Source organism: Vibrio pelagius (assembly GCF_024347575.1).
Classification (GTDB): Bacteria; Pseudomonadota; Gammaproteobacteria; order Enterobacterales; family Vibrionaceae; genus Vibrio; species Vibrio pelagius.
This window is the reverse complement of sequence record NZ_AP025503.1, coordinates 2639285-2657219: the sequence shown is the minus strand read 5'-3', so window position 1 is coordinate 2657219 and position 17935 is coordinate 2639285. Positions and strand designations below refer to the sequence as shown.

The following is a 17935-nucleotide window of genomic DNA, read 5'->3' as shown; positions in this document are numbered from 1 at the left end:
TAAGTAGAAGACATAGCTTATGTCGATGAAGGATAAAGAAACGATGAGCAAGCAAGACGAAAAAATTGTTATGGGCAAGTTTGGTGCTACCTATGGCATTCGCGGCTGGCTGAAAGTTTTTTCCTACACAGACAATGCTGAAAGCATATTCGATTACACCCCTTGGTACATTAACCAAAAGGGTAAGTGGGTTGAGTTCAATGTTGAAAGCTGGAAGCGCCATAACAAAGGTATGGTGTGTAAGCTTGAAGGGCTTGAGGTTCGTGAAGAAGCTCATACTCTGACTAACTTTGAAATCGCTGTAGACCCGGCATCACTACCTGAATTGTCAGAAGATGAATTCTACTGGCGTGAATTGTTTGGTATGCAAGTTGTTACCACTAAGGGCTATTCCCTTGGTGAGGTCACTGACCTATTAGAAACTGGCTCAAACGATGTTCTCGTGGTGAAAGCAAATCTTAAAGATGCTTTTGGCCAAAAGGAACGGTTAATACCGTACCTTGAAGAGCAAGTGATCAAAAAAGTTGATCGCGAAGCTCAACGGATCGAAGTTGACTGGGATCCTGGATTCTAATTCCAAAATTACAGAGCGAGAGAACACATGTGGGTTGGCGTAATTAGCCTTTTTCCTGAAATGTTCCGTTCTGTTACTGATTTTGGAGTAACAGGTCAAGCGGTTAAAAAAGGTCTTTTATCGATTGAGACATGGAATCCTCGCGATTTCACTCACGATAAACATCGCACTGTTGATGATAGACCTTACGGTGGTGGTCCTGGCATGTTGATGATGGTGCAGCCTTTGCGCGACGCTATTCACACTGCCAAGCAAGCATCACCGGGGAAAACGAAAGTTATCTATCTTTCACCTCAAGGTCGCAAGCTCGACCAGAAAGGTGTTGAAGAGCTGGCAACAAATGAGAATTTACTTCTTATCTGTGGTCGCTACGAAGGGGTAGATGAGCGCATCATACAATCTGAAGTGGACGAAGAATGGTCGATTGGTGATTTTGTGATGACGGGTGGCGAACTGCCGGCCATGACGCTAATTGACTCGGTCTCACGGTTTATTCCGGGAGTCCTAGGTGATTTCGCGTCAGCAGAAGAGGACTCTTTTGCAAATGGTTTGTTAGATTGCCCTCACTATACGCGCCCTGAGGTGCTAGACGATAAAGAGGTGCCTTCGGTACTCAAGTCTGGAAACCATAAGGACATTCGTCGCTGGCGATTAAAACAATCGCTGGGCCGTACTTGGCTAAGAAGACCAGAACTCCTGGAAAACCTAGCTCTGACTGACGAACAGGAACAATTACTGGCTGAATTCATTAAAGAGCAACGCTCTTAACGAAAAGCAAGCAGTAACCTATTAAATTTAGTATCAGTTTATTCTAGGAATTTATACAAATGAGCAACATCATTAAAGCTCTTGAAGAAGAGCAACTAAAATCAGACCTTCCTAAATTCGCACCAGGTGACACTGTTGTAGTTCAGGTTAAGGTAAAAGAAGGTGACCGTGAGCGTCTACAGGCTTTCGAAGGCGTTGTAATCGCTATTCGTAACCGTGGTCTTCACTCTGCATTCACAGTTCGTAAGATCTCGAACGGTGAAGGTGTTGAGCGTACGTTCCAAACTCACTCTCCAATGGTTGATAGCATTGAAGTTAAACGCCGCGGTGCAGTACGTCGTGCCAAGCTGTACTACCTACGTGAGCGTTCTGGTAAGTCTGCTCGTATTAAAGAGAAGCTTGCTAAGAAGTAATTCTTTTTGCATTCTATCGATAAAAGCGGAGCCATTTGGCTCCGCTTTTTTGTGCGCGTTATTTAGAGTTTCGAAAGCAAGAGATCCCCAACTCGCTCGTTCCTCACTCTTGGGGATGACGAATAGATAACATTACGTAGTAGGATGGTGGGTGTTTATTGTAAATAGGCTACGCTTAAGGCGGCAGTGATGAACTTAATTTTAAAGCCCGGAATAACCGTCATTCCCTAGACTGACGAAGGAAGGAGTAGGGAATCTCTTTTGGCAAACACCAAACAATCGGCAATAAAAAAGGATTGACGCAAACGCCAACCCTTTAATAATTCTTCTCGAATCTCGAATCTCGAATCTCGAATCTCGAATCTCGAATCTCGAATCTCGAATCTCGAATCTCGAATCTCGAATCTCGAATCTCGAATCTCGAATCTCGAATCTCGAATCTCGAACTTAGTACTGATCTTCCGACCAACCATCACTGTCCGACATATCGGGAGCACCCGCGATACTGTTCTCTTCGTCGGCCCACTCACCAAAATCAATCATCTGACACTGTTTGCTACAGAAAGGGCGATGTGGACTCTGCTCACCCCACTCAACATCAGTCTGACATTGTGGGCATTTAACGATGGTGATTTTCTTAGACATAATGGTTCTTAGTTGGGTGTGGTTCTAGAATTGTAGGCCTGAGCATGGCTCAAGCCAACTTTAATAAGGTATTTAGCGACAAATAAGCTAGCTGCAGACAGCTAATTCAAATTCGATATCTTGAGTGCACGCCTGACCGCTTTCAAAGCACATAAACTTCACGGCAAAGCGGTTTTTGTGTCCTGAAATCATTGGGTAAGCGCCATACTGCATTGGAATTGAGAGGCGTAAGATGTTCGCCTCTTCCGCATCGCTTTGAAAGAAGCCCGCACGAGCGATTTGCGGTTGGAAGTGCCCCGTTTCGCGAGTTAACTTTAACCATAGGTTTAGGGCGTCATACAGAGGTTGTAAGCTATCCATCCAAGCTTTAGCATCATTCATTCTCTTATCAAGAGGAAGATGCAGCCAATAGTGCAGAGCCGGTAGATCAAAGCAACATGAGCCACCGGGTAGGTTGAAACGCTGACGAATAGCACTTAGGAAGCGATCTTCTTTCAGAGACTGACCAAAGCGTTCAGCCAGCATTAGCTCACGGTAGATGTTGCTGATGTCTTCTAGCAGTGAAGTGAGCATCTCCTGATCGACGCCTTCGACATTGAGCCAGCTCTTGTACGTGACACGCTGCTTCTCAATGTCTTTTGCCAGTTCACTCTTTAGTTGAATTTGTTCAAAGATCTCAATCAGATCGAAGATTGAACGAAAGAACAATTGGTACTGTTGAGCATCTGAAAATGTTGAAGACAGGTGCAGCTGCCTCAAGAGGGATTCCACTCTTAAGTAGATACGTGTTTTCTCATTTAGAGGATGTTCAAATTTATGAGTGATCATCAAGCAAACCTTCATTCAACATAAGACTATTTTTACCGATCTTGCGTGCTTATTGCTAGATACTTTTGATGTAAATCTGTGATTTGAGGCAAAAGATCTTGGTTTTTAGTATGGTTTTTAATCACGTCGTCCGCAACCGCTAAACGCTGTTCTCGTGAAGCTTGTGATTTGAGGATCGCGTTGACCTGTTCTTCAGAGACATTGTCTCGGTTCATGGTGCGTTGAATCTGAACTTCTTTAGGAACATCAATAACTAAAACGCGATCTGCCATACCTTGCATCTGGTTTTCAATCAGTAAAGGTGCAACGAGTAAACCATAGGGAGAGCGAATGTTTGTCAGCTCTTGTTCAATCTTATTACGAATCATTGGATGAAGCAGCGCATTCAACCAAGCTTTGTCTTCTGGGTGACTGAAGATCTGCTTACGAAGTTTCGCTCGGTTGAGGGTCCCGTCTTCTAAAAGGATTGCTTCGCCAAAATGTTCAGTGATCTGACGTAATCCGTCGCTGCCTAGCGCAACGACTTCACGTGCTACGATATCGGCATCGACAATATCGATGTTGAAGTGCTTTTGAAACAGGTCAGCAACGGTGGTCTTTCCGCTAGCAATACCGCCAGTGAGACCAATAATGGTAGCCATAAAATTAAATTCCTAAAACCGAAGTAAAATACCAAGCCATAATGTTCTCGCCCCAAATTAGACTGATCCAACCGGCAATGGCGAGATAAGGACCAAAAGGGAAGGCTTTGTCGATGCCTTGCTGTTTCAATCGCAGCTGAATTAAGCCAAACACGAGGCCAACCAGCGAAGAGAGCAAGATGATCATGGGTAGGTGTTGCCAACCAAGCCAAGCCCCTAATGCGGCAAGAAGTTTGAAATCACCATAGCCCATGCCCTCTTTGCCCGTTAGGAGTTTGAATAGCCAGTAGACTGACCATAGCGCTAAGTAGCCAGCCATTGCTCCTATGACTGAGTCTTGAAGGGTGATAGGGCTGATGCCAAACAGCGCAAGCGCAATACCTGACCAGACCAATGGTAGCGTGATTTGATCGGGCAGTAGCATGGTATCGAGGTCGATGAAGGTCGCTGATATTAAGGCAAAGGTAAAAAAGATCAGTGCGATTGTGTAGTAACCGAAACCAAAATGCGCCGCAACGAAGCTACACATCACCGCAGTGAGTAGCTCAACCAAAGGGTAGCGAGGGCTGATAGGATTCGAACACTGTCGACATTTGCCTTTCAAAACCAACCAACTGAATACTGGAATATTATCGATGACTCGAATCTGCGTTTCACATTTCGGGCAGGTTGAACGGGGTACGCTGAGGTTGTATGTCCCCTTTGGCATCGGAATCTTGTAATCAGGGAAGCTTTCAGAGCACTCTTGCTGCCATTCTCGTTGCATCATAATTGGCAAACGATGGATAACGACGTTGAGAAAACTACCGATAAGTAGGCTGAAGATAAAAGCTAATACGGGGAATAGCCAAGGATAGTAGTGAAATACTTCCATAGTGTCCTGTCCACTGGGGTCTAACTGGCGAGAGCCATGAGTGTGTTGTCATTGATTGTCGCCTATCCTAACACACTCATTAAGTTAAAGATCGGTAAGTACATCGCAACCACTAAGCTCCCTACAACAGATCCCAGAAAAAGGATGATCAGTGGTTCTAAGATCTTGCCCAGATTATCGACGGTGTTGTCGACCTCAAATTCATAGATCGTCGCCACTTTATTGAGCATATCATCAAGGTTGCCAGACTCTTCGCCTATCATCACCATCTGCAGTACCATTTCAGGGAAGGCTTGGCTATTGCGCATCGCAATATACATTGGCATTCCTGCCGCTGTCTCTTTGTGGACTTCCGTAATCGCGGATTCAAAGTGTACGTTACCTGTCGTTTTGGCTGTCGTTCTAAGACTTGTCAGGATCGGTATCCCAGAACTGAAGCTGGTTGACAACGTGCGGCTGAATTTGGCTATTGAAGCCTTGGCGACTACACCTCCGATAATGGGCATGCGTAAGCCAATGCGGCTAGTGGCAAGCCGAATGGCATAAGAGCGTTTACGGGCCTGGATGAAGAGTAGAGTTGCTGCACCCAAACCAACAAAGGTATAGAAGCCGTAGGCCTGCATCCAGTGAGACAGTTCCATGACTTTAGCTGTAAACCAAGGCAAGTCAGCACCAAATCCTGAAAACATGGACTCGAACTCTGGGATCACTTTAGTTAGCATCAAATAGGAAACCAATAAGGCTGTCATGACTACCATCACAGGGTAAATCAGCGCTTTAACCACTTTTGATTTGAGCTGCGCGCTCTTTTCTCGGTAGGTCGCCAGTCGTTCAAATACTTCTGCGAGGTTTCCAGACAGCTCTCCGGTTGCGACAAGGTCGGTATACAAGTCATCAAAATGGCGGCTTGCGGTTCTCATCGCTTTTGATAAAGGGGTTCCAGCTTCAACGCCTTTGCGTATCTGCGACAAAATCGATTTCATCTCAGCTTTTCTATGGTTATCTGACACCAGTTTTATCGCTTGGATGATTGGGACTCCGGTTCCTAACATGGTTGCTAACTGGCGTGTTAACAGGGTGATGTCTTTTGCTTTGACCTGATTCGTTAGGCGAGTGAGCGCGGAGATACTTTTTTTCTTTATCTTCTTGATCTGAATATGCTGTTCGCGAAGCTTGTCTCTGACTTCTAGCTCAGTAAGAGCCAAGGTTTGCCCTGACACTCTCTTTCCCGAGCTGTTAATGCCTCTCCAGTGATAATTCTTGAGTTGTGATTGTTTAGGTTTGATTGCCATAAATTTCACACCGTTGTTGGTCGAGGGGGAGATAATAAAAGGCGCATCTAGATATAAAGGACACGCTGTAGCTCTTGGTAGCTTGTTACACCCAATAGCAGCTTCTCTAAACCAGAGTCTCGGAGAGTCTGCATACCTTCTTGTTTAGCGAGAGTTTCTATCTCGATCGCGTTTGGGCGGGAGATGAGACTGGCTTTGAGCTTGTCAGTAAACGGCATCACTTCATAGATACCCACACGGCCGGCATAACCTTGATTGCACTCATTGCAGCCGTTCGGATTCGCTTTAAAAAACGTGTGGTTAGCATCAATGGCATGACGGTGATAAATGGTTTGGTCATCGTCTCTAATTTTGCAATGTGGGCATAGTCGCCTTGCGAGACGTTGAGCAATGATGAGGCTCAATGATGAAGCCAAGTTAAAAGGTTCAATCCCCATATGTGCAAGGCGTGTGACTGTTTCTGCAGCTGAGTTAGTGTGCAGTGTCGAGAGTACCAAGTGGCCGGTTTGGGAGGCTTTTATCGCAATTTCAGCGGTTTCAATATCGCGTATTTCACCGACCATCACGATATCTGGATCTTGGCGCAGAAAAGATCGCAGCGCTTCAGCAAAGCCAAAGCCTATTTTGGGTTGAACCTGGACTTGATTGACGCCACAAAGGTTAATCTCTACAGGATCTTCAGCGGTAGAGATGTTTCTTTCTGAGGTGTTGAGGATGCGAAGCCCTGTATAAAGAGAGACGGTTTTACCGCTACCGGTTGGGCCCGTCATAAGAATCATGCCTTGTGGACGTTTTAGCGCGTTGAGATAAAGTAATTTCTGCTGTTCACTGTAGCCAAGAGTGTCAATATCAAGGTTGGCTGCACTGCTATCGAGCAGACGCAATACAATCTTCTCTCCCCAAAGTGTCGGCAGAGTAGAGACACGCATATCGATGGCGATCTCTTGATTGAGCCTCAGCTTAATTCGACCATCTTGAGGCAAACGGCGCTCCGCAATATCAAGCTTAGCAATGATCTTTAAACGTGCTGATAGTCTCCGACTAAGATGTGCTGCCGGTTGTTGGGTTTCGATTAAGATGCCATCGCAACGTAGGCGGACTCGGTAGTACTCCTCATAAGGTTCGAAATGGATATCTGATGCGCCTTTACGTACCGCATCGACTAGGATTTGATTGATGAAGCGGCTGACGGGCGAGTCATCTTGGCTAAGATCTTCGACGGTACTGACTTCATCATCAGAAACCTCCACCAAATGGGCGAGTTCGTCTTGGGTTATCTCTTTGCGATTGCTATCACCATTGGTAATTGCTTTGCCATAAAGTCGCCGAATTGCGCTTTCAAGAGTACGATAGTTTGCAACTACTGAGTCAATTTGCAGTCCAGTGGCAAAACGAAAATCATCTTCAGCATACAGGTCGGTTGGGTCAGAAGAAGCCAAGGTAAGCGTAGAGGCTGATTTAGCGATCGGTATGACTCGGTGTTGAGTGATGAGTTCGCGTAGCCCAAGCTGTTCACACAGAGGTTCATAGTCGTAATCAGTGAGTGATATTAACGGTAAGCCAAAGAGGTGTGCGGTCTGTTCGGCAAGGCTATCGGCACTGAACAAGCCATGTGTGATTAAAGCTTCCGGTGTTGACCCACCAGAAGCTTGTAAGTGTTCCACTACGATTTGTTCTTGAGCCAGGCTAAGTAAGTTAGCCTGACGCAGAACGGTGGGTAGGTTGGTTATCATTGTTTAACTGGACACCAGTCGGACGCATTCACGTTATTGTCGGTATCTGAACATTTGACAGTCCAACTAATTCCACTTGTATCTTTGCTGGAGGTTAACGTTATTTTGGCTGATGTTGGCAACGACCCTTTGCTTCCCGACACTGCAGATTCAACGACAGTTGCAGCACCACTTAATTTTGCTAAAACCTCAAAGCCTGAGAATATTTGTTTATTTGGTACGCCGCTTTTCCCGGATGTGCAACTTCCTGCTGAAATGCTGTCCGATAGACAAAGGCCAACAGCTGTTTTCATGGCTGATGATGCATTCAACATATCACTGGCGTGGGCTCTCATTGTATAGTTTTGATAAGCAGGTACAGCAAAAGCCGATAGAATCCCAATAATCGCCACTACAATCATCAATTCAATTAACGTAAAGCCTTTTTGCTTTGTTTGTCTTGTTTTCATTGTTCTAATCCATTTGTTGTTGGTTACAGTGCAAGCACTTGGTGGATTTAGAATAAGAGTCGGTAATCTTGTGTGGAATGGTGTTCAGATAAGGGCGCGAGTCGCTTTGAATTTATTAGTAACCTGTTTCATATACTGCATAACATTATGCGATCAAGTTAGATAAGATGTCTCATTAGTGACGTTCTAGACATGAAAAAGGCACCGTAGGAAAGGGTGCCTTTGATATCAAATGTGTTTTTAATCAATAGATTACGCTTTGAAACGCATCGAAAGATCCATCGCTTTAAGGTGCTTAGTCAATGCGCCTACTGAAATGTAATCAACACCGGTTTCTGCAAATTCTGCAATGGTGTCTAGTGTCACGTTACCTGAATTTTCTAACGCTGCACGACCTGCGTTGATCTTAACCGCTTCACGCATCATGTCTGTGGTGAAGTTGTCTAGCATGATGATATCTGCCCCTGCGCTGATTGCTTGCTCAAGCTCTTCCAAACTCTCCGTTTCAACTTCAACCGGTTTACCAGGGTTGAGCTCTTTTGCTGTTGCGATGGCTTTTTCGATACCACCACAAGCAATGATGTGGTTCTCTTTAATAAGATAAGCGTCGAACACGCCGATACGGTGGTTGAAACCGCCGCCACATGCTACAGCGTACTTGAGTGCGCTACGCAGACCTGGGATAGTTTTACGAGTATCAAGCAGACGGCACTCTGTGTGCTTAATTTTGTCTGCATAGATAGCTGTTGCCGTCGCACAGCCAGATAGCGTTTGAATGAAATTCATCGCATTGCGCTCACCCGTCAGTAGAGCGCGAGCAGGACCGGTTAGGGTGCAAAGCGTTTGGTTAGGTTCAACCTTGTCACCATCTTCTACGTTCCACTCGATAGTTACTTCACCGCCAAGTTGTTTAAAAACCTCATCAGCCCATGCTTTACCACAGAATACGCCATGTTCGCGAGTGATGATGGTTGCGCTGTTGATTGCGTCAGCTGGGATTAGACTTGCCGTTATATCAGCCGCTGGATCCAGTGTGCCGCCTAGATCTTCTTTAATGGTTTCTGCAACTGCACGAGAGATCTCTAATGGAAGCTGCTCTTTTAAGTAGTCAAGGCGTTGGTGGCTGTTATGTGTGTTTTTCATCGCAAATCTAATCTTGAAAGGGAGTGGGGTAGGAATGATACTCTTGCTTCACTGCAAATTAAAGAGTTGAGCCCGCCTTGAGTTAGGTCGAGCTCACACGAATAGTCATTATATATTGAGCAATAAGAGTAAGGAGTATGGCGTTTATGATGATCAGCGAAACTGGGTGGTATAGCGCCGCGAAACATCTACCGTCCCCTTTCTATGACGCTCGCCCTCAGCAAGACGATGTCTCTTTGCTGGTGGTACATAACATCAGCCTGCCACCTGGACAGTTTGGTGGTCCTTATATTGAGCAGTTTTTTACTGGTCAGCTCAATCCAGAGGAGCACCCCTTTTTTAAAGTCATTCACAATATGGGCGTGTCTGCGCACTGTTTGATTCGTAGAAGCGGGGAGATTGTGCAGTTTGTCTCTTTCCTTGACCGTGCTTGGCATGCGGGGAAGTCGAGCTTTGCTGGGCGAGAGCGTTGCAATGATTATTCTATTGGCATTGAGCTAGAGGGGACGGATTTTGTCGCCTACAGCGAATCGCAATACCGTGCACTAGCAGAGTTGACCGATGCGATTACCCAACGTTTTCCGCAGATCACGGCAGAACGTATTACAGGACATCAATACATCGCTCCATTAAGAAAAACGGATCCGGGGCTCTCCTTTGATTGGGTGAAGTACCGTCAACGCCTAACTCTGTAGCTATTCTGATAATCCTATATTGGCATATTGGTTTTACACCGATGTTAAGGGCTTGTAACTGTTCTGGGTGCAGGCCCTTTTTATCGCCTCAAGAGTGTGATGGATCTTTCAAAAGGCCAGATGTGAACAATTATTAATAGGATTTATTCTCAATCTGTGCGCTTGGTTTGAATTTTAACCAAGAGAGCCTAATCAATCTGAAATATTTCATTTTTATCCTGAAACTTTCTAGCACGGGCACTCCCCAATAGTATTAACGCTGTAAATGGTAAGACCAATTTAGTTGCTGTTTTAAATTTCATTTGTTAAATCATGGTTAATTCATGCTGCGTTCTATGATTCAGGTCAATTTTGAGCTGGACAGTGGCGTTTTAATTATGTTAATTTCTGCACCAATCAAAATTGGTATTACCAATTACCAGCACATAAAAAGAAGAACAGCAAACTATGGCTTATCAAAGGATTCGTCAGCCAAAACTCTCAGATGTCATTGAAAAAGAGTTAGAAAGGTTGATTGTGGAAGGAACACTGGCGCCCGGGCAGCAACTGCCGCCAGAGCGTGAACTGGCTAAACAGTTCGATGTGTCTCGTCCTTCGATCCGAGAAGCGATACAACGTTTAGAAGCCAAGCGCTTGCTTACTCGCCGTCAAGGTGGGGGAACGTTCGTCAGTGAAAATATCTGGAAAAGCTTTTCAGATCCGCTCCTGAATTTGTTGTCCACTCACTCCGAAACCCAACTAGACTTGTTGGAATCGCGTCATGCGATGGAGGGAATTTCTGCTTATTTTGCTGCGTTGCGTGGTACTGAAGAAGACTTTGCTCGAATTCAAGCATGCCTAGATAACATTCGAGGTGCGCAAGAAAAGACCGATATTGAAGCTGAATCTGCAGCTGTGATGGCTTTCCTTATCGCTTTAACGGAAGCGGCTCATAACGTCGTGCTTTTGCATATCGTTCGCAGTTTAGCTCCGTTACTTGAGCAAAATGTCTTAGAAAATCTAAAGCTGTTGCATCGTCGAAAAGACGTTGTGGAAAAAGTGAGTATACATCGAGCTAACATCGTGGATGCGATTGTTTCTGGTCAGCCTGAAAAGGCGCGTGAAATGTCACATTCTCATTTAGCTTACATCGAAGAAACATTGCTGGATTTGACCAGAGAAGAGTCGCGTCGCGAACGTTCACTGCGTCGAATTCAACAGGGTAAAGAGTCGTAATCCTACGGCTTTTTACGTGTTTAGTAGAATCCAACTAACAAAAAGGATAGATCGCCATGTCTGACATGAAGCATGACGTTGATGCTCTGGAAACTCAAGATTGGTTACAAGCTCTTGAGTCAGTAGTACGTGAAGAAGGTGTAGAACGTGCACAGTTCTTACTAGAAACAGTTCTAGAAAAGGCACGTTTAGACGGCGTTGATATGCCAACGGGTATCAACACTAACTACATCAACACCATTCCAGCAGCACAAGAGCCGGCTTACCCTGGTGACGTAACTCTTGAGCGTCGTATTCGTTCGATTATTCGCTGGAACGCAATCATGATCGTATTGCGCGCTTCTAAGAAAGACCTAGACCTAGGTGGTCACATGGCTTCTTACCAATCAGCGGCTGCTTTCTACGAAGTATGTTTCAACCACTTCTTCCGTGCTCCAAACGAGACGGACGGTGGCGATCTAGTTTACTACCAAGGTCACATCTCTCCAGGTATCTACTCTCGTGCATTCGTTGAAGGTCGTCTAACTGAAGAGCAGCTAGATAACTTCCGTCAAGAAGTTGATGGTAAAGGTATCCCTTCATACCCGCACCCTAAACTAATGCCTGAGTTCTGGCAGTTCCCAACGGTATCTATGGGTCTTGGTCCAATCTCTGCGATCTACCAAGCGCGTTTCCTTAAGTACCTAGAAGGTCGTGGTCTTAAAGATACTTCTGCTCAACGTGTATACGCTTTCCTAGGCGACGGTGAGATGGATGAGCCAGAATCACGTGGTTCTCTATCTTTCGCAGCACGTGAAAAGCTAGACAACCTAACATTCCTAATCAACTGTAACCTACAGCGTCTAGACGGCCCTGTAATGGGTAACGGTAGCATCATCCAAGAACTAGAAGGCCTATTCAAAGGTGCTGGTTGGAACGTTGTTAAAGTTATCTGGGGTAGCAACTGGGATTCACTACTTGCTAAAGATACGTCTGGTAAACTACTACAGCTAATGAACGAAACTGTAGATGGCGACTACCAAACATTCAAATCTAAAGATGGCGCGTACGTACGTGAGCACTTCTTTGGTAAGTACCCAGAGACAGCTGCACTAGTTGCAGACATGACTGACGACGAAATCTTCGCTCTTAAGCGTGGTGGTCACGAGTCTTCTAAGCTATACGCAGCTTACAAAAACGCGGCAGAAACTAAAGGTCGTCCAACAGTAATCCTAGCTAAGACTGTTAAAGGTTACGGCATGGGTGAAGCGGCTGAAGGTAAGAACATCGCGCACCAAGTTAAGAAGATGGATATGACTCACGTTCTACACCTACGTGATCGTCTAGGTCTTCAAGACATCCTAACTGACGAAGCAGTGAAAGAGCTTCCGTACCTGAAACTTGAAGAAGGTTCAGCGGAGTACGAATACCTACACGCTCGTCGTAAAGAACTAAAAGGTTACACGCCACAGCGTCTACCTAAGTTCACTCAAGAACTACAAATCCCAGAACTAGAAGAGTTTGCACCGCTACTAAGCGAACAGAAGCGTGAAATCTCTACTACGATGGCATACGTACGTACACTAAACATCCTTCTGAAGAATAAAGGCATCGGTAAAAACGTTGTTCCTATTATCTGTGACGAAGCACGTACGTTCGGTATGGAAGGTCTGTTCCGTCAAATCGGTATCTACAACCCGCACGGTCAGAACTACACGCCTCAAGATCGCGACATCGTTTCTTACTACAAAGAAGCGACTTCAGGTCAGGTACTGCAAGAAGGTATCAACGAACTAGGTTCAATGGCATCTTGGGTTGCTGCTGCGACTTCTTACAGCACAAACGATCTGCCAATGATCCCGTTCTACATCTACTACTCTATGTTCGGTTTCCAACGTGTTGGCGATATGGCATGGATGGCTGGTGACCAACAAGCTCGTGGTTTCCTACTAGGTGCTACTGCTGGTCGTACTACGCTTAACGGTGAAGGTCTACAGCACGAAGATGGTCACTCGCACGTACTAGCGAACACTGTTCCTAACTGTATCTCTTACGACCCAACATTCGCTTACGAAGTTGCAGTTATCATGCAAGACGGTATCCGTCGCATGTACGGTTCTGAGCAAGAGAACGTGTTCTACTACCTAACAGTAATGAACGAAAACTACGCAATGCCAGCAATGCCAGAAGGTGCTGAAGAAGGCATCCGTAAAGGTATCTACAAGCTTGAGTCTTACGCTGGTGACAAGTCTAAAGTTCAACTAATGAGCTCTGGTACTATCATGAACGAAGTACGTAAAGCTGCGACTATCCTAAGCGAAGAGTACGGTATCGCGTCTGATGTGTTCTCTGTAACATCGTTCAACGAACTAACTCGTAACGGTCAAGATGTAGAGCGCTATAACATGCTTCACCCAGAAGGCGAAGCGAAAGTACCTTACATCGCTCAAGTTCTTGGTAACGAACCAGCAATCGCTGCGACTGACTACATGAAGAACTACGCTGAGCAAGTACGTGCGTTCATGCCAACTGAGTCTTACAAAGTACTTGGTACAGACGGTTACGGCCGCTCTGACAGCCGTGAAAACCTACGTCGTCACTTCGAAGTTAACGCAGGCTACGTAGTAGTTGCTGCCCTAACTGAGCTAGCTAAACGTGGTGATGTTGAGAAGTCTGTTGTTACAGAAGCAATTGCTAAGTTCAACATCGATACAGAAAAAACAAACCCGCAATACGCATAAGGTAGAAAAACAATGGCAATCGAAATTAACGTACCTGACATCGGTGCTGATGAGGTTGAAGTAACTGAGATTCTAGTAAACGTTGGCGACAAGGTTGAAGAAGAACAGTCACTGATCACTGTTGAAGGCGACAAGGCTTCAATGGAAGTTCCTGCGTCTCAAGCGGGTATCGTAAAAGAGATCAAAGTTTCTGAAGGTGATTCAGTAACAACTGGTTCTCTAATCATGATTTTCGAAGCTGAAGGTGCCGCTGTAGAAGCGGCTCCTACGGCAGCTCCAGCAGTTGAAGCAGCACCAGTTGCAGCTCCTGCAGCAGCAGAGCTTAAAGAAGTTCATGTTCCAGATATCGGTGGCGACGAAGTAGAAGTGACTGAAATCATGGTTGCAGTTGGCGATGCAGTAGAAGAAGAGCAATCTCTTCTAACTGTTGAAGGCGACAAAGCATCAATGGAAGTTCCGGCACCATTCGCTGGTACAGTTAAAGAAATCAAGATCGCTTCTGGAGACTCAGTATCAACTGGTTCTCTAGTGATGGTATTCGAAGTAGCAGGTTCTGGCGCTCCAGTAGCAGCTGCTCCTGCAGTTGAAGCGGCTCCTGCAGCAGCTCCTGCGGCATCCGGAGCGCCGGCCGCAGCCGAAAAAGAAGTAAACGTTCCTGATATCGGCGGTGACGAAGTAGAAGTTACTGAAGTAATGGTAGCGGTTGGCGACACAGTAGAAGAAGAGCAATCTCTAATCACTGTCGAAGGCGACAAAGCTTCAATGGAAGTTCCGGCTCCATTTGCTGGTACGGTAAAAGAGATCAAGATTGCAGCTGGCGACAAAGTAACGACTGGTTCTCTAATCATGACTTTCGTTGTTGAAGGCGCAGCGCCTGCTCCTGTTGCAGCACCTGCACAAGCAGCAGTTCCAGCACCTGCGGCGGCTCCTGCTCCAGCAGCAAAAGCTGAAGCGGCACCTGCAGCGAACGACTTCCAAGAAAACAACGATTACGCACACGCGTCTCCTGTTGTTCGTCGTCTTGCTCGTGAATTTGGCGTTAACCTATCTAAGGTTAAAGGTACTGGTCGTAAGAGCCGTATCCTTAAAGAAGACGTTCAGTCTTACGTTAAAGATGCACTTAAGCGTCTTGAGTCTGGTGCTGCGGCATCTGGCAAAGGCGGTGACGGCTCTGCTCTTGGTCTTCTACCTTGGCCAAAAGTTGACTTCAGCAAGTTCGGCGAAACTGAAGTTCAGAAGCTTTCTAAGATCAAGAAGATCTCTGGTGCAAACCTACACCGTAACTGGGTAATGATCCCTCACGTTACACAGTGGGACAACGCAGACATCACTGAGCTAGAAGCATTCCGTAAAGAGCAGAACGCAATCGAAGCTAAGAAAGACACTGGCATGAAGATCACTCCACTTGTGTTCATCATGAAAGCTGTTGCTAAAGCGCTAGAAGCGTTCCCAGCGTTTAACTCTTCTCTTTCTGAAGATGGCGAAAGCATCATTCTTAAGAAGTACGTAAACGTAGGTATCGCAGTAGATACGCCTAACGGTCTAGTTGTTCCTGTATTCAAAGACGTGAACAAGAAAGGCATCTACGAGCTATCTGAAGAGCTAATGGCTGTGTCTAAGAAAGCACGTGCTGGTAAGCTAACTGCAGCTGACATGCAAGGCGGTTGTTTCACAATCTCTAGCCTTGGCGGCATCGGCGGTACTGCATTTACGCCAATCGTAAACGCTCCAGAAGTAGGTATCCTTGGTGTATCTAAGTCTGAAATGAAGCCTGTGTGGAACGGCAAAGAGTTCGAACCACGCCTACAACTTCCACTATCTCTATCATACGACCACCGTGTGATCGATGGTGCTGAAGGTGCACGCTTCATTACTTTCCTAAACAGCGCACTATCTGACATTCGTCGTCTAGTACTGTAATTTAGAAAGTGAATATTAAGGTGGCTTTCGGGTCACCTTAATTCTTTATACAAAGTATTTTTTAGAGAACAGTTCCCGCTTTTCTCATAAAGCGAAAGGGAAGTGTTGTCTAGCTCACAGGCTAACTTAAAGCTACTTTCACACTGTTAACATCTCTGTAAAATGTTGGCTGTTTGAAAGCCCAATAATTTAAGAACATCTTCTCAAGCCTGTTAGGGATAATGACTACAAGAGGTCACAATGAGCAAAGAAATTAAAGCCCAAGTTGTTGTACTTGGTTCAGGTCCTGCTGGTTACTCAGCTGCATTCCGTTGTGCGGATTTAGGTCTAGAAACAGTACTAGTTGAACGTTACAGCACTCTTGGCGGTGTATGTCTAAACGTTGGTTGTATTCCATCAAAAGCACTTCTTCACGTTTCAAAAGTAATTGAAGAAGCGAAAGCGATGGCTGAGCACGGCGTTGTATTCGGTGAGCCACAAACTGACATCAGCAAGATCCGCATCTGGAAAGAGAAAGTTGTAAACCAACTGACTGGCGGTCTTGGCGGTATGGCTAAGATGCGTAACGTGACTGTAGTTAACGGCTACGGTAAGTTCACTGGTCCTAACTCTATCCTTGTAGAAGGTGAAGGCGAGTCAACAACGGTTAACTTCGACAACGCTATCATTGCAGCGGGTTCTCGCCCAATCAAACTGCCATTCATCCCGCATGAAGACCCACGTATTTGGGATTCAACTGACGCGCTAGAGCTGAAAGAAGTACCAGAAAAACTGCTTATCATGGGTGGTGGTATCATCGGTCTAGAAATGGGTACGGTTTACCACTCTCTAGGTTCTAAAGTAGACGTAGTGGAGATGTTCGACCAAGTTATCCCAGCTGCGGATAAAGACATCGTTAAAGTATTCACTAAGCGCATTAAGAACAAGTTCAAGCTAATGCTTGAAACTAAAGTGACTGCAGTTGAAGCGAAAGAAGACGGTATCTACGTTTCAATGGAAGGCAAGAAAGCACCAGCTGAAGCTGAGCGTTACGATGCAGTTCTTGTTGCTATCGGTCGTGTTCCAAACGGCGCACTTATCGACGCTGAAAAAGCTGGTATCGAAGTTGACGAACGTGGTTTCATCAACGTTGATAAGCAAATGCGTACAAACGTTCCTCACATCCACGCGATCGGTGACGTTGTTGGTCAACCAATGCTTGCTCACAAAGGTGTGCATGAAGGTCACGTAGCGGCTGAAGTTATCTCTGGTAAGAAGCACTACTTCGACCCTAAAGTAATCCCATCAATTGCGTACACTGAGCCAGAAGTAGCATGGGTTGGTAAGACTGAGAAAGAAGCGAAAGCTGAAGGCATCAACTACGAAGTTGCTACTTTCCCTTGGGCAGCTTCTGGTCGTGCAATCGCATCTGACTGTGCAGACGGTATGACGAAGATGATCTTCGACAAAGATACGCATCGTGTAATCGGTGGTGCTATCGTAGGTACTAACGGTGGTGAACTTCTTGGTGAAATCGGCCTAGCAATCGAGATGGGTTGTGACGCAGAAGACATCGCTCTTACTATCCACGCTCACCCAACTCTACACGAGTCTGTTGGTCTAGCTGCGGAAGTATTTGAAGGCTCAATCACTGACCTTCCAAACAAAAAAGCAGTGAAAAAGAAGAAGTAATTCGTCTTTAGCCACTCGCTAATGTTTTTGAAAGCCGCTGATTCGTCAGCGGCTTTTTTGTGCGTTAGAGTAAGCGAGTCGTTTGGCCGCAAGAGATCCCCAACTCGCTCGTCCCTCGCTCTTGAAGATGACGGAGTGAGATGTTGGAGTTTGTGCTTTAGTGATTCTTTAGTGTGAAAGAGCTGCAGCTCACTATCCCTTGGATGAGGGAGGGAAGAGGTAATCTCTGGCTTGAACGGTTGATTTATTTCTTCGATGGTGAAGTGTAGGAGTTCTTTATATCCGTCATTCCCTAGACTGACGAAGGAAGGAGTAGGGAATCTCTTTCAACCAATAGCTATCTGTTGGTAACAA

General features: G+C 45.7%; 16 protein-coding genes. 8 read left to right on the top strand and 8 right to left on the bottom strand.

The window, feature by feature from the left end; all coding sequences use genetic code 11:
- Nucleotides 1–19 precede the first annotated feature (19 nt).
- The 3 genes from rimM to rplS are packed head-to-tail and all read left to right on the top strand — an operon-like array spanning nt 20 to nt 1755.
- On the top strand, nt 20–574 hold the full coding sequence (rimM, locus tag vsple_RS11550; protein WP_032549760.1) for a ribosome maturation factor RimM: 555 nt from the start codon (nt 20–22) through the stop codon (nt 572–574).
- A 27-nt stretch (nt 575–601) separates the two neighbouring features.
- Nucleotides 602–1342, top strand: coding sequence for a tRNA (guanosine(37)-N1)-methyltransferase TrmD (gene trmD, locus vsple_RS11545; protein WP_150869263.1), 741 nt, complete (start codon nt 602–604; stop codon nt 1340–1342).
- 59 nt (nt 1343–1401) lie between these two features.
- Nucleotides 1402–1755, top strand: coding sequence for a 50S ribosomal protein L19 (gene rplS / locus vsple_RS11540; RefSeq protein ID WP_032549758.1), 354 nt, complete (start codon nt 1402–1404; stop codon nt 1753–1755).
- 447 nt (nt 1756–2202) lie between these two features.
- Here rplS and yacG read toward each other — a convergent pair whose 3' ends face one another.
- The 8 genes from yacG to nadC form a co-directional block, all read right to left on the bottom strand.
- A complete protein-coding gene (yacG, locus tag vsple_RS11535; RefSeq protein ID WP_032550156.1) occupies nt 2203–2400 on the bottom strand; it encodes a DNA gyrase inhibitor YacG in 198 nt (65 codons plus the stop codon).
- A gap of 87 nt (nt 2401–2487) precedes the next feature.
- Entirely contained in the window at nt 2488–3228 is a 741-nt protein-coding gene (gene zapD, locus vsple_RS11530; protein ID WP_255229930.1) for a cell division protein ZapD, read from the bottom strand.
- 32 nt (nt 3229–3260) lie between these two features.
- A complete protein-coding gene (coaE, locus tag vsple_RS11525) occupies nt 3261–3869 on the bottom strand; it encodes a dephospho-CoA kinase (RefSeq protein WP_255229931.1) in 609 nt (202 codons plus the stop codon).
- 4 nt (nt 3870–3873) lie between these two features.
- Nucleotides 3874–4743, bottom strand: a complete 870-nt coding sequence (locus tag vsple_RS11520; RefSeq protein ID WP_261882075.1) for a prepilin peptidase — start codon at nt 4741–4743, stop codon at nt 3874–3876.
- Between the two features lie 62 nt (nt 4744–4805).
- On the bottom strand, nt 4806–6035 hold the full coding sequence (locus vsple_RS11515; RefSeq protein WP_261882074.1) for a type II secretion system F family protein: 1230 nt from the start codon (nt 6033–6035) through the stop codon (nt 4806–4808).
- 47 nt (nt 6036–6082) lie between these two features.
- On the bottom strand, nt 6083–7768 hold the full coding sequence (pilB, locus tag vsple_RS11510; protein WP_261882073.1) for a type IV-A pilus assembly ATPase PilB: 1686 nt from the start codon (nt 7766–7768) through the stop codon (nt 6083–6085).
- A complete protein-coding gene (locus vsple_RS11505; protein ID WP_261882072.1) occupies nt 7765–8217 on the bottom strand; it encodes a pilin in 453 nt (150 codons plus the stop codon). Before vsple_RS11505 ends, pilB begins: the two co-directional genes overlap by 4 nt.
- Before the next feature lie 252 nt (nt 8218–8469).
- Entirely contained in the window at nt 8470–9360 is an 891-nt protein-coding gene (gene nadC, locus vsple_RS11500; RefSeq protein ID WP_255229936.1) for a carboxylating nicotinate-nucleotide diphosphorylase, read from the bottom strand.
- 146 nt (nt 9361–9506) lie between these two features.
- Between nadC and ampD the strand changes: the two genes are divergently transcribed.
- The 5 genes from ampD to lpdA all read left to right on the top strand — a co-directional run bounded on the left by ampD (nt 9507) and on the right by lpdA (nt 17581).
- A complete protein-coding gene (ampD, locus tag vsple_RS11495; protein ID WP_255229937.1) occupies nt 9507–10055 on the top strand; it encodes a 1,6-anhydro-N-acetylmuramyl-L-alanine amidase AmpD in 549 nt (182 codons plus the stop codon).
- A gap of 447 nt (nt 10056–10502) precedes the next feature.
- Nucleotides 10503–11270, top strand: coding sequence for a pyruvate dehydrogenase complex transcriptional repressor PdhR (gene pdhR, locus vsple_RS11490; RefSeq protein ID WP_255229938.1), 768 nt, complete (start codon nt 10503–10505; stop codon nt 11268–11270).
- A gap of 56 nt (nt 11271–11326) precedes the next feature.
- A complete protein-coding gene (gene aceE / locus vsple_RS11485; RefSeq protein WP_255229939.1) occupies nt 11327–13990 on the top strand; it encodes a pyruvate dehydrogenase (acetyl-transferring), homodimeric type in 2664 nt (887 codons plus the stop codon).
- Nucleotides 13991–14002: 12 nt separating this feature from the next.
- Complete coding sequence (gene aceF, locus vsple_RS11480) at nt 14003–15910, top strand: pyruvate dehydrogenase complex dihydrolipoyllysine-residue acetyltransferase (RefSeq protein WP_261882071.1); 1908 nt, start codon at nt 14003–14005, stop codon at nt 15908–15910.
- A gap of 240 nt (nt 15911–16150) precedes the next feature.
- Nucleotides 16151–17581, top strand: coding sequence for a dihydrolipoyl dehydrogenase (gene lpdA, locus vsple_RS11475; RefSeq protein WP_032550144.1), 1431 nt, complete (start codon nt 16151–16153; stop codon nt 17579–17581).
- The last annotated feature ends 354 nt before the right edge of the window (nt 17582–17935 follow it).

Bases quoted from the DNA above. Each gene is read 5' to 3' on its own strand.
- zapD (WP_255229930.1), bottom strand. From the start codon at position 3,228: ATGATCACTCATAAATTTGAACATCCTCTAAATGAGAAAACACGTATC.
- vsple_RS11505 (WP_261882072.1), bottom strand. From the start codon at position 8,217: ATGAAAACAAGACAAACAAAGCAAAAAGGCTTTACGTTAATTGAATTG.
- ampD (WP_255229937.1), top strand. From the start codon at position 9,507: ATGATGATCAGCGAAACTGGGTGGTATAGCGCCGCGAAACATCTACCG.
- rplS (WP_032549758.1), top strand. From the start codon at position 1,402: ATGAGCAACATCATTAAAGCTCTTGAAGAAGAGCAACTAAAATCAGAC.
- aceF (WP_261882071.1), top strand. From the start codon at position 14,003: ATGGCAATCGAAATTAACGTACCTGACATCGGTGCTGATGAGGTTGAA.
- vsple_RS11515 (WP_261882074.1), bottom strand. From the start codon at position 6,035: ATGGCAATCAAACCTAAACAATCACAACTCAAGAATTATCACTGGAGA.
- lpdA (WP_032550144.1), top strand. From the start codon at position 16,151: ATGAGCAAAGAAATTAAAGCCCAAGTTGTTGTACTTGGTTCAGGTCCT.
- nadC (WP_255229936.1), bottom strand. From the start codon at position 9,360: ATGAAAAACACACATAACAGCCACCAACGCCTTGACTACTTAAAAGAG.
- pilB (WP_261882073.1), bottom strand. From the start codon at position 7,768: ATGATAACCAACCTACCCACCGTTCTGCGTCAGGCTAACTTACTTAGC.
- vsple_RS11520 (WP_261882075.1), bottom strand. From the start codon at position 4,743: ATGGAAGTATTTCACTACTATCCTTGGCTATTCCCCGTATTAGCTTTT.
- yacG (WP_032550156.1), bottom strand. From the start codon at position 2,400: ATGTCTAAGAAAATCACCATCGTTAAATGCCCACAATGTCAGACTGAT.
- trmD (WP_150869263.1), top strand. From the start codon at position 602: ATGTGGGTTGGCGTAATTAGCCTTTTTCCTGAAATGTTCCGTTCTGTT.
- rimM (WP_032549760.1), top strand. From the start codon at position 20: ATGTCGATGAAGGATAAAGAAACGATGAGCAAGCAAGACGAAAAAATT.
- pdhR (WP_255229938.1), top strand. From the start codon at position 10,503: ATGGCTTATCAAAGGATTCGTCAGCCAAAACTCTCAGATGTCATTGAA.
- aceE (WP_255229939.1), top strand. From the start codon at position 11,327: ATGTCTGACATGAAGCATGACGTTGATGCTCTGGAAACTCAAGATTGG.
- coaE (WP_255229931.1), bottom strand. From the start codon at position 3,869: ATGGCTACCATTATTGGTCTCACTGGCGGTATTGCTAGCGGAAAGACC.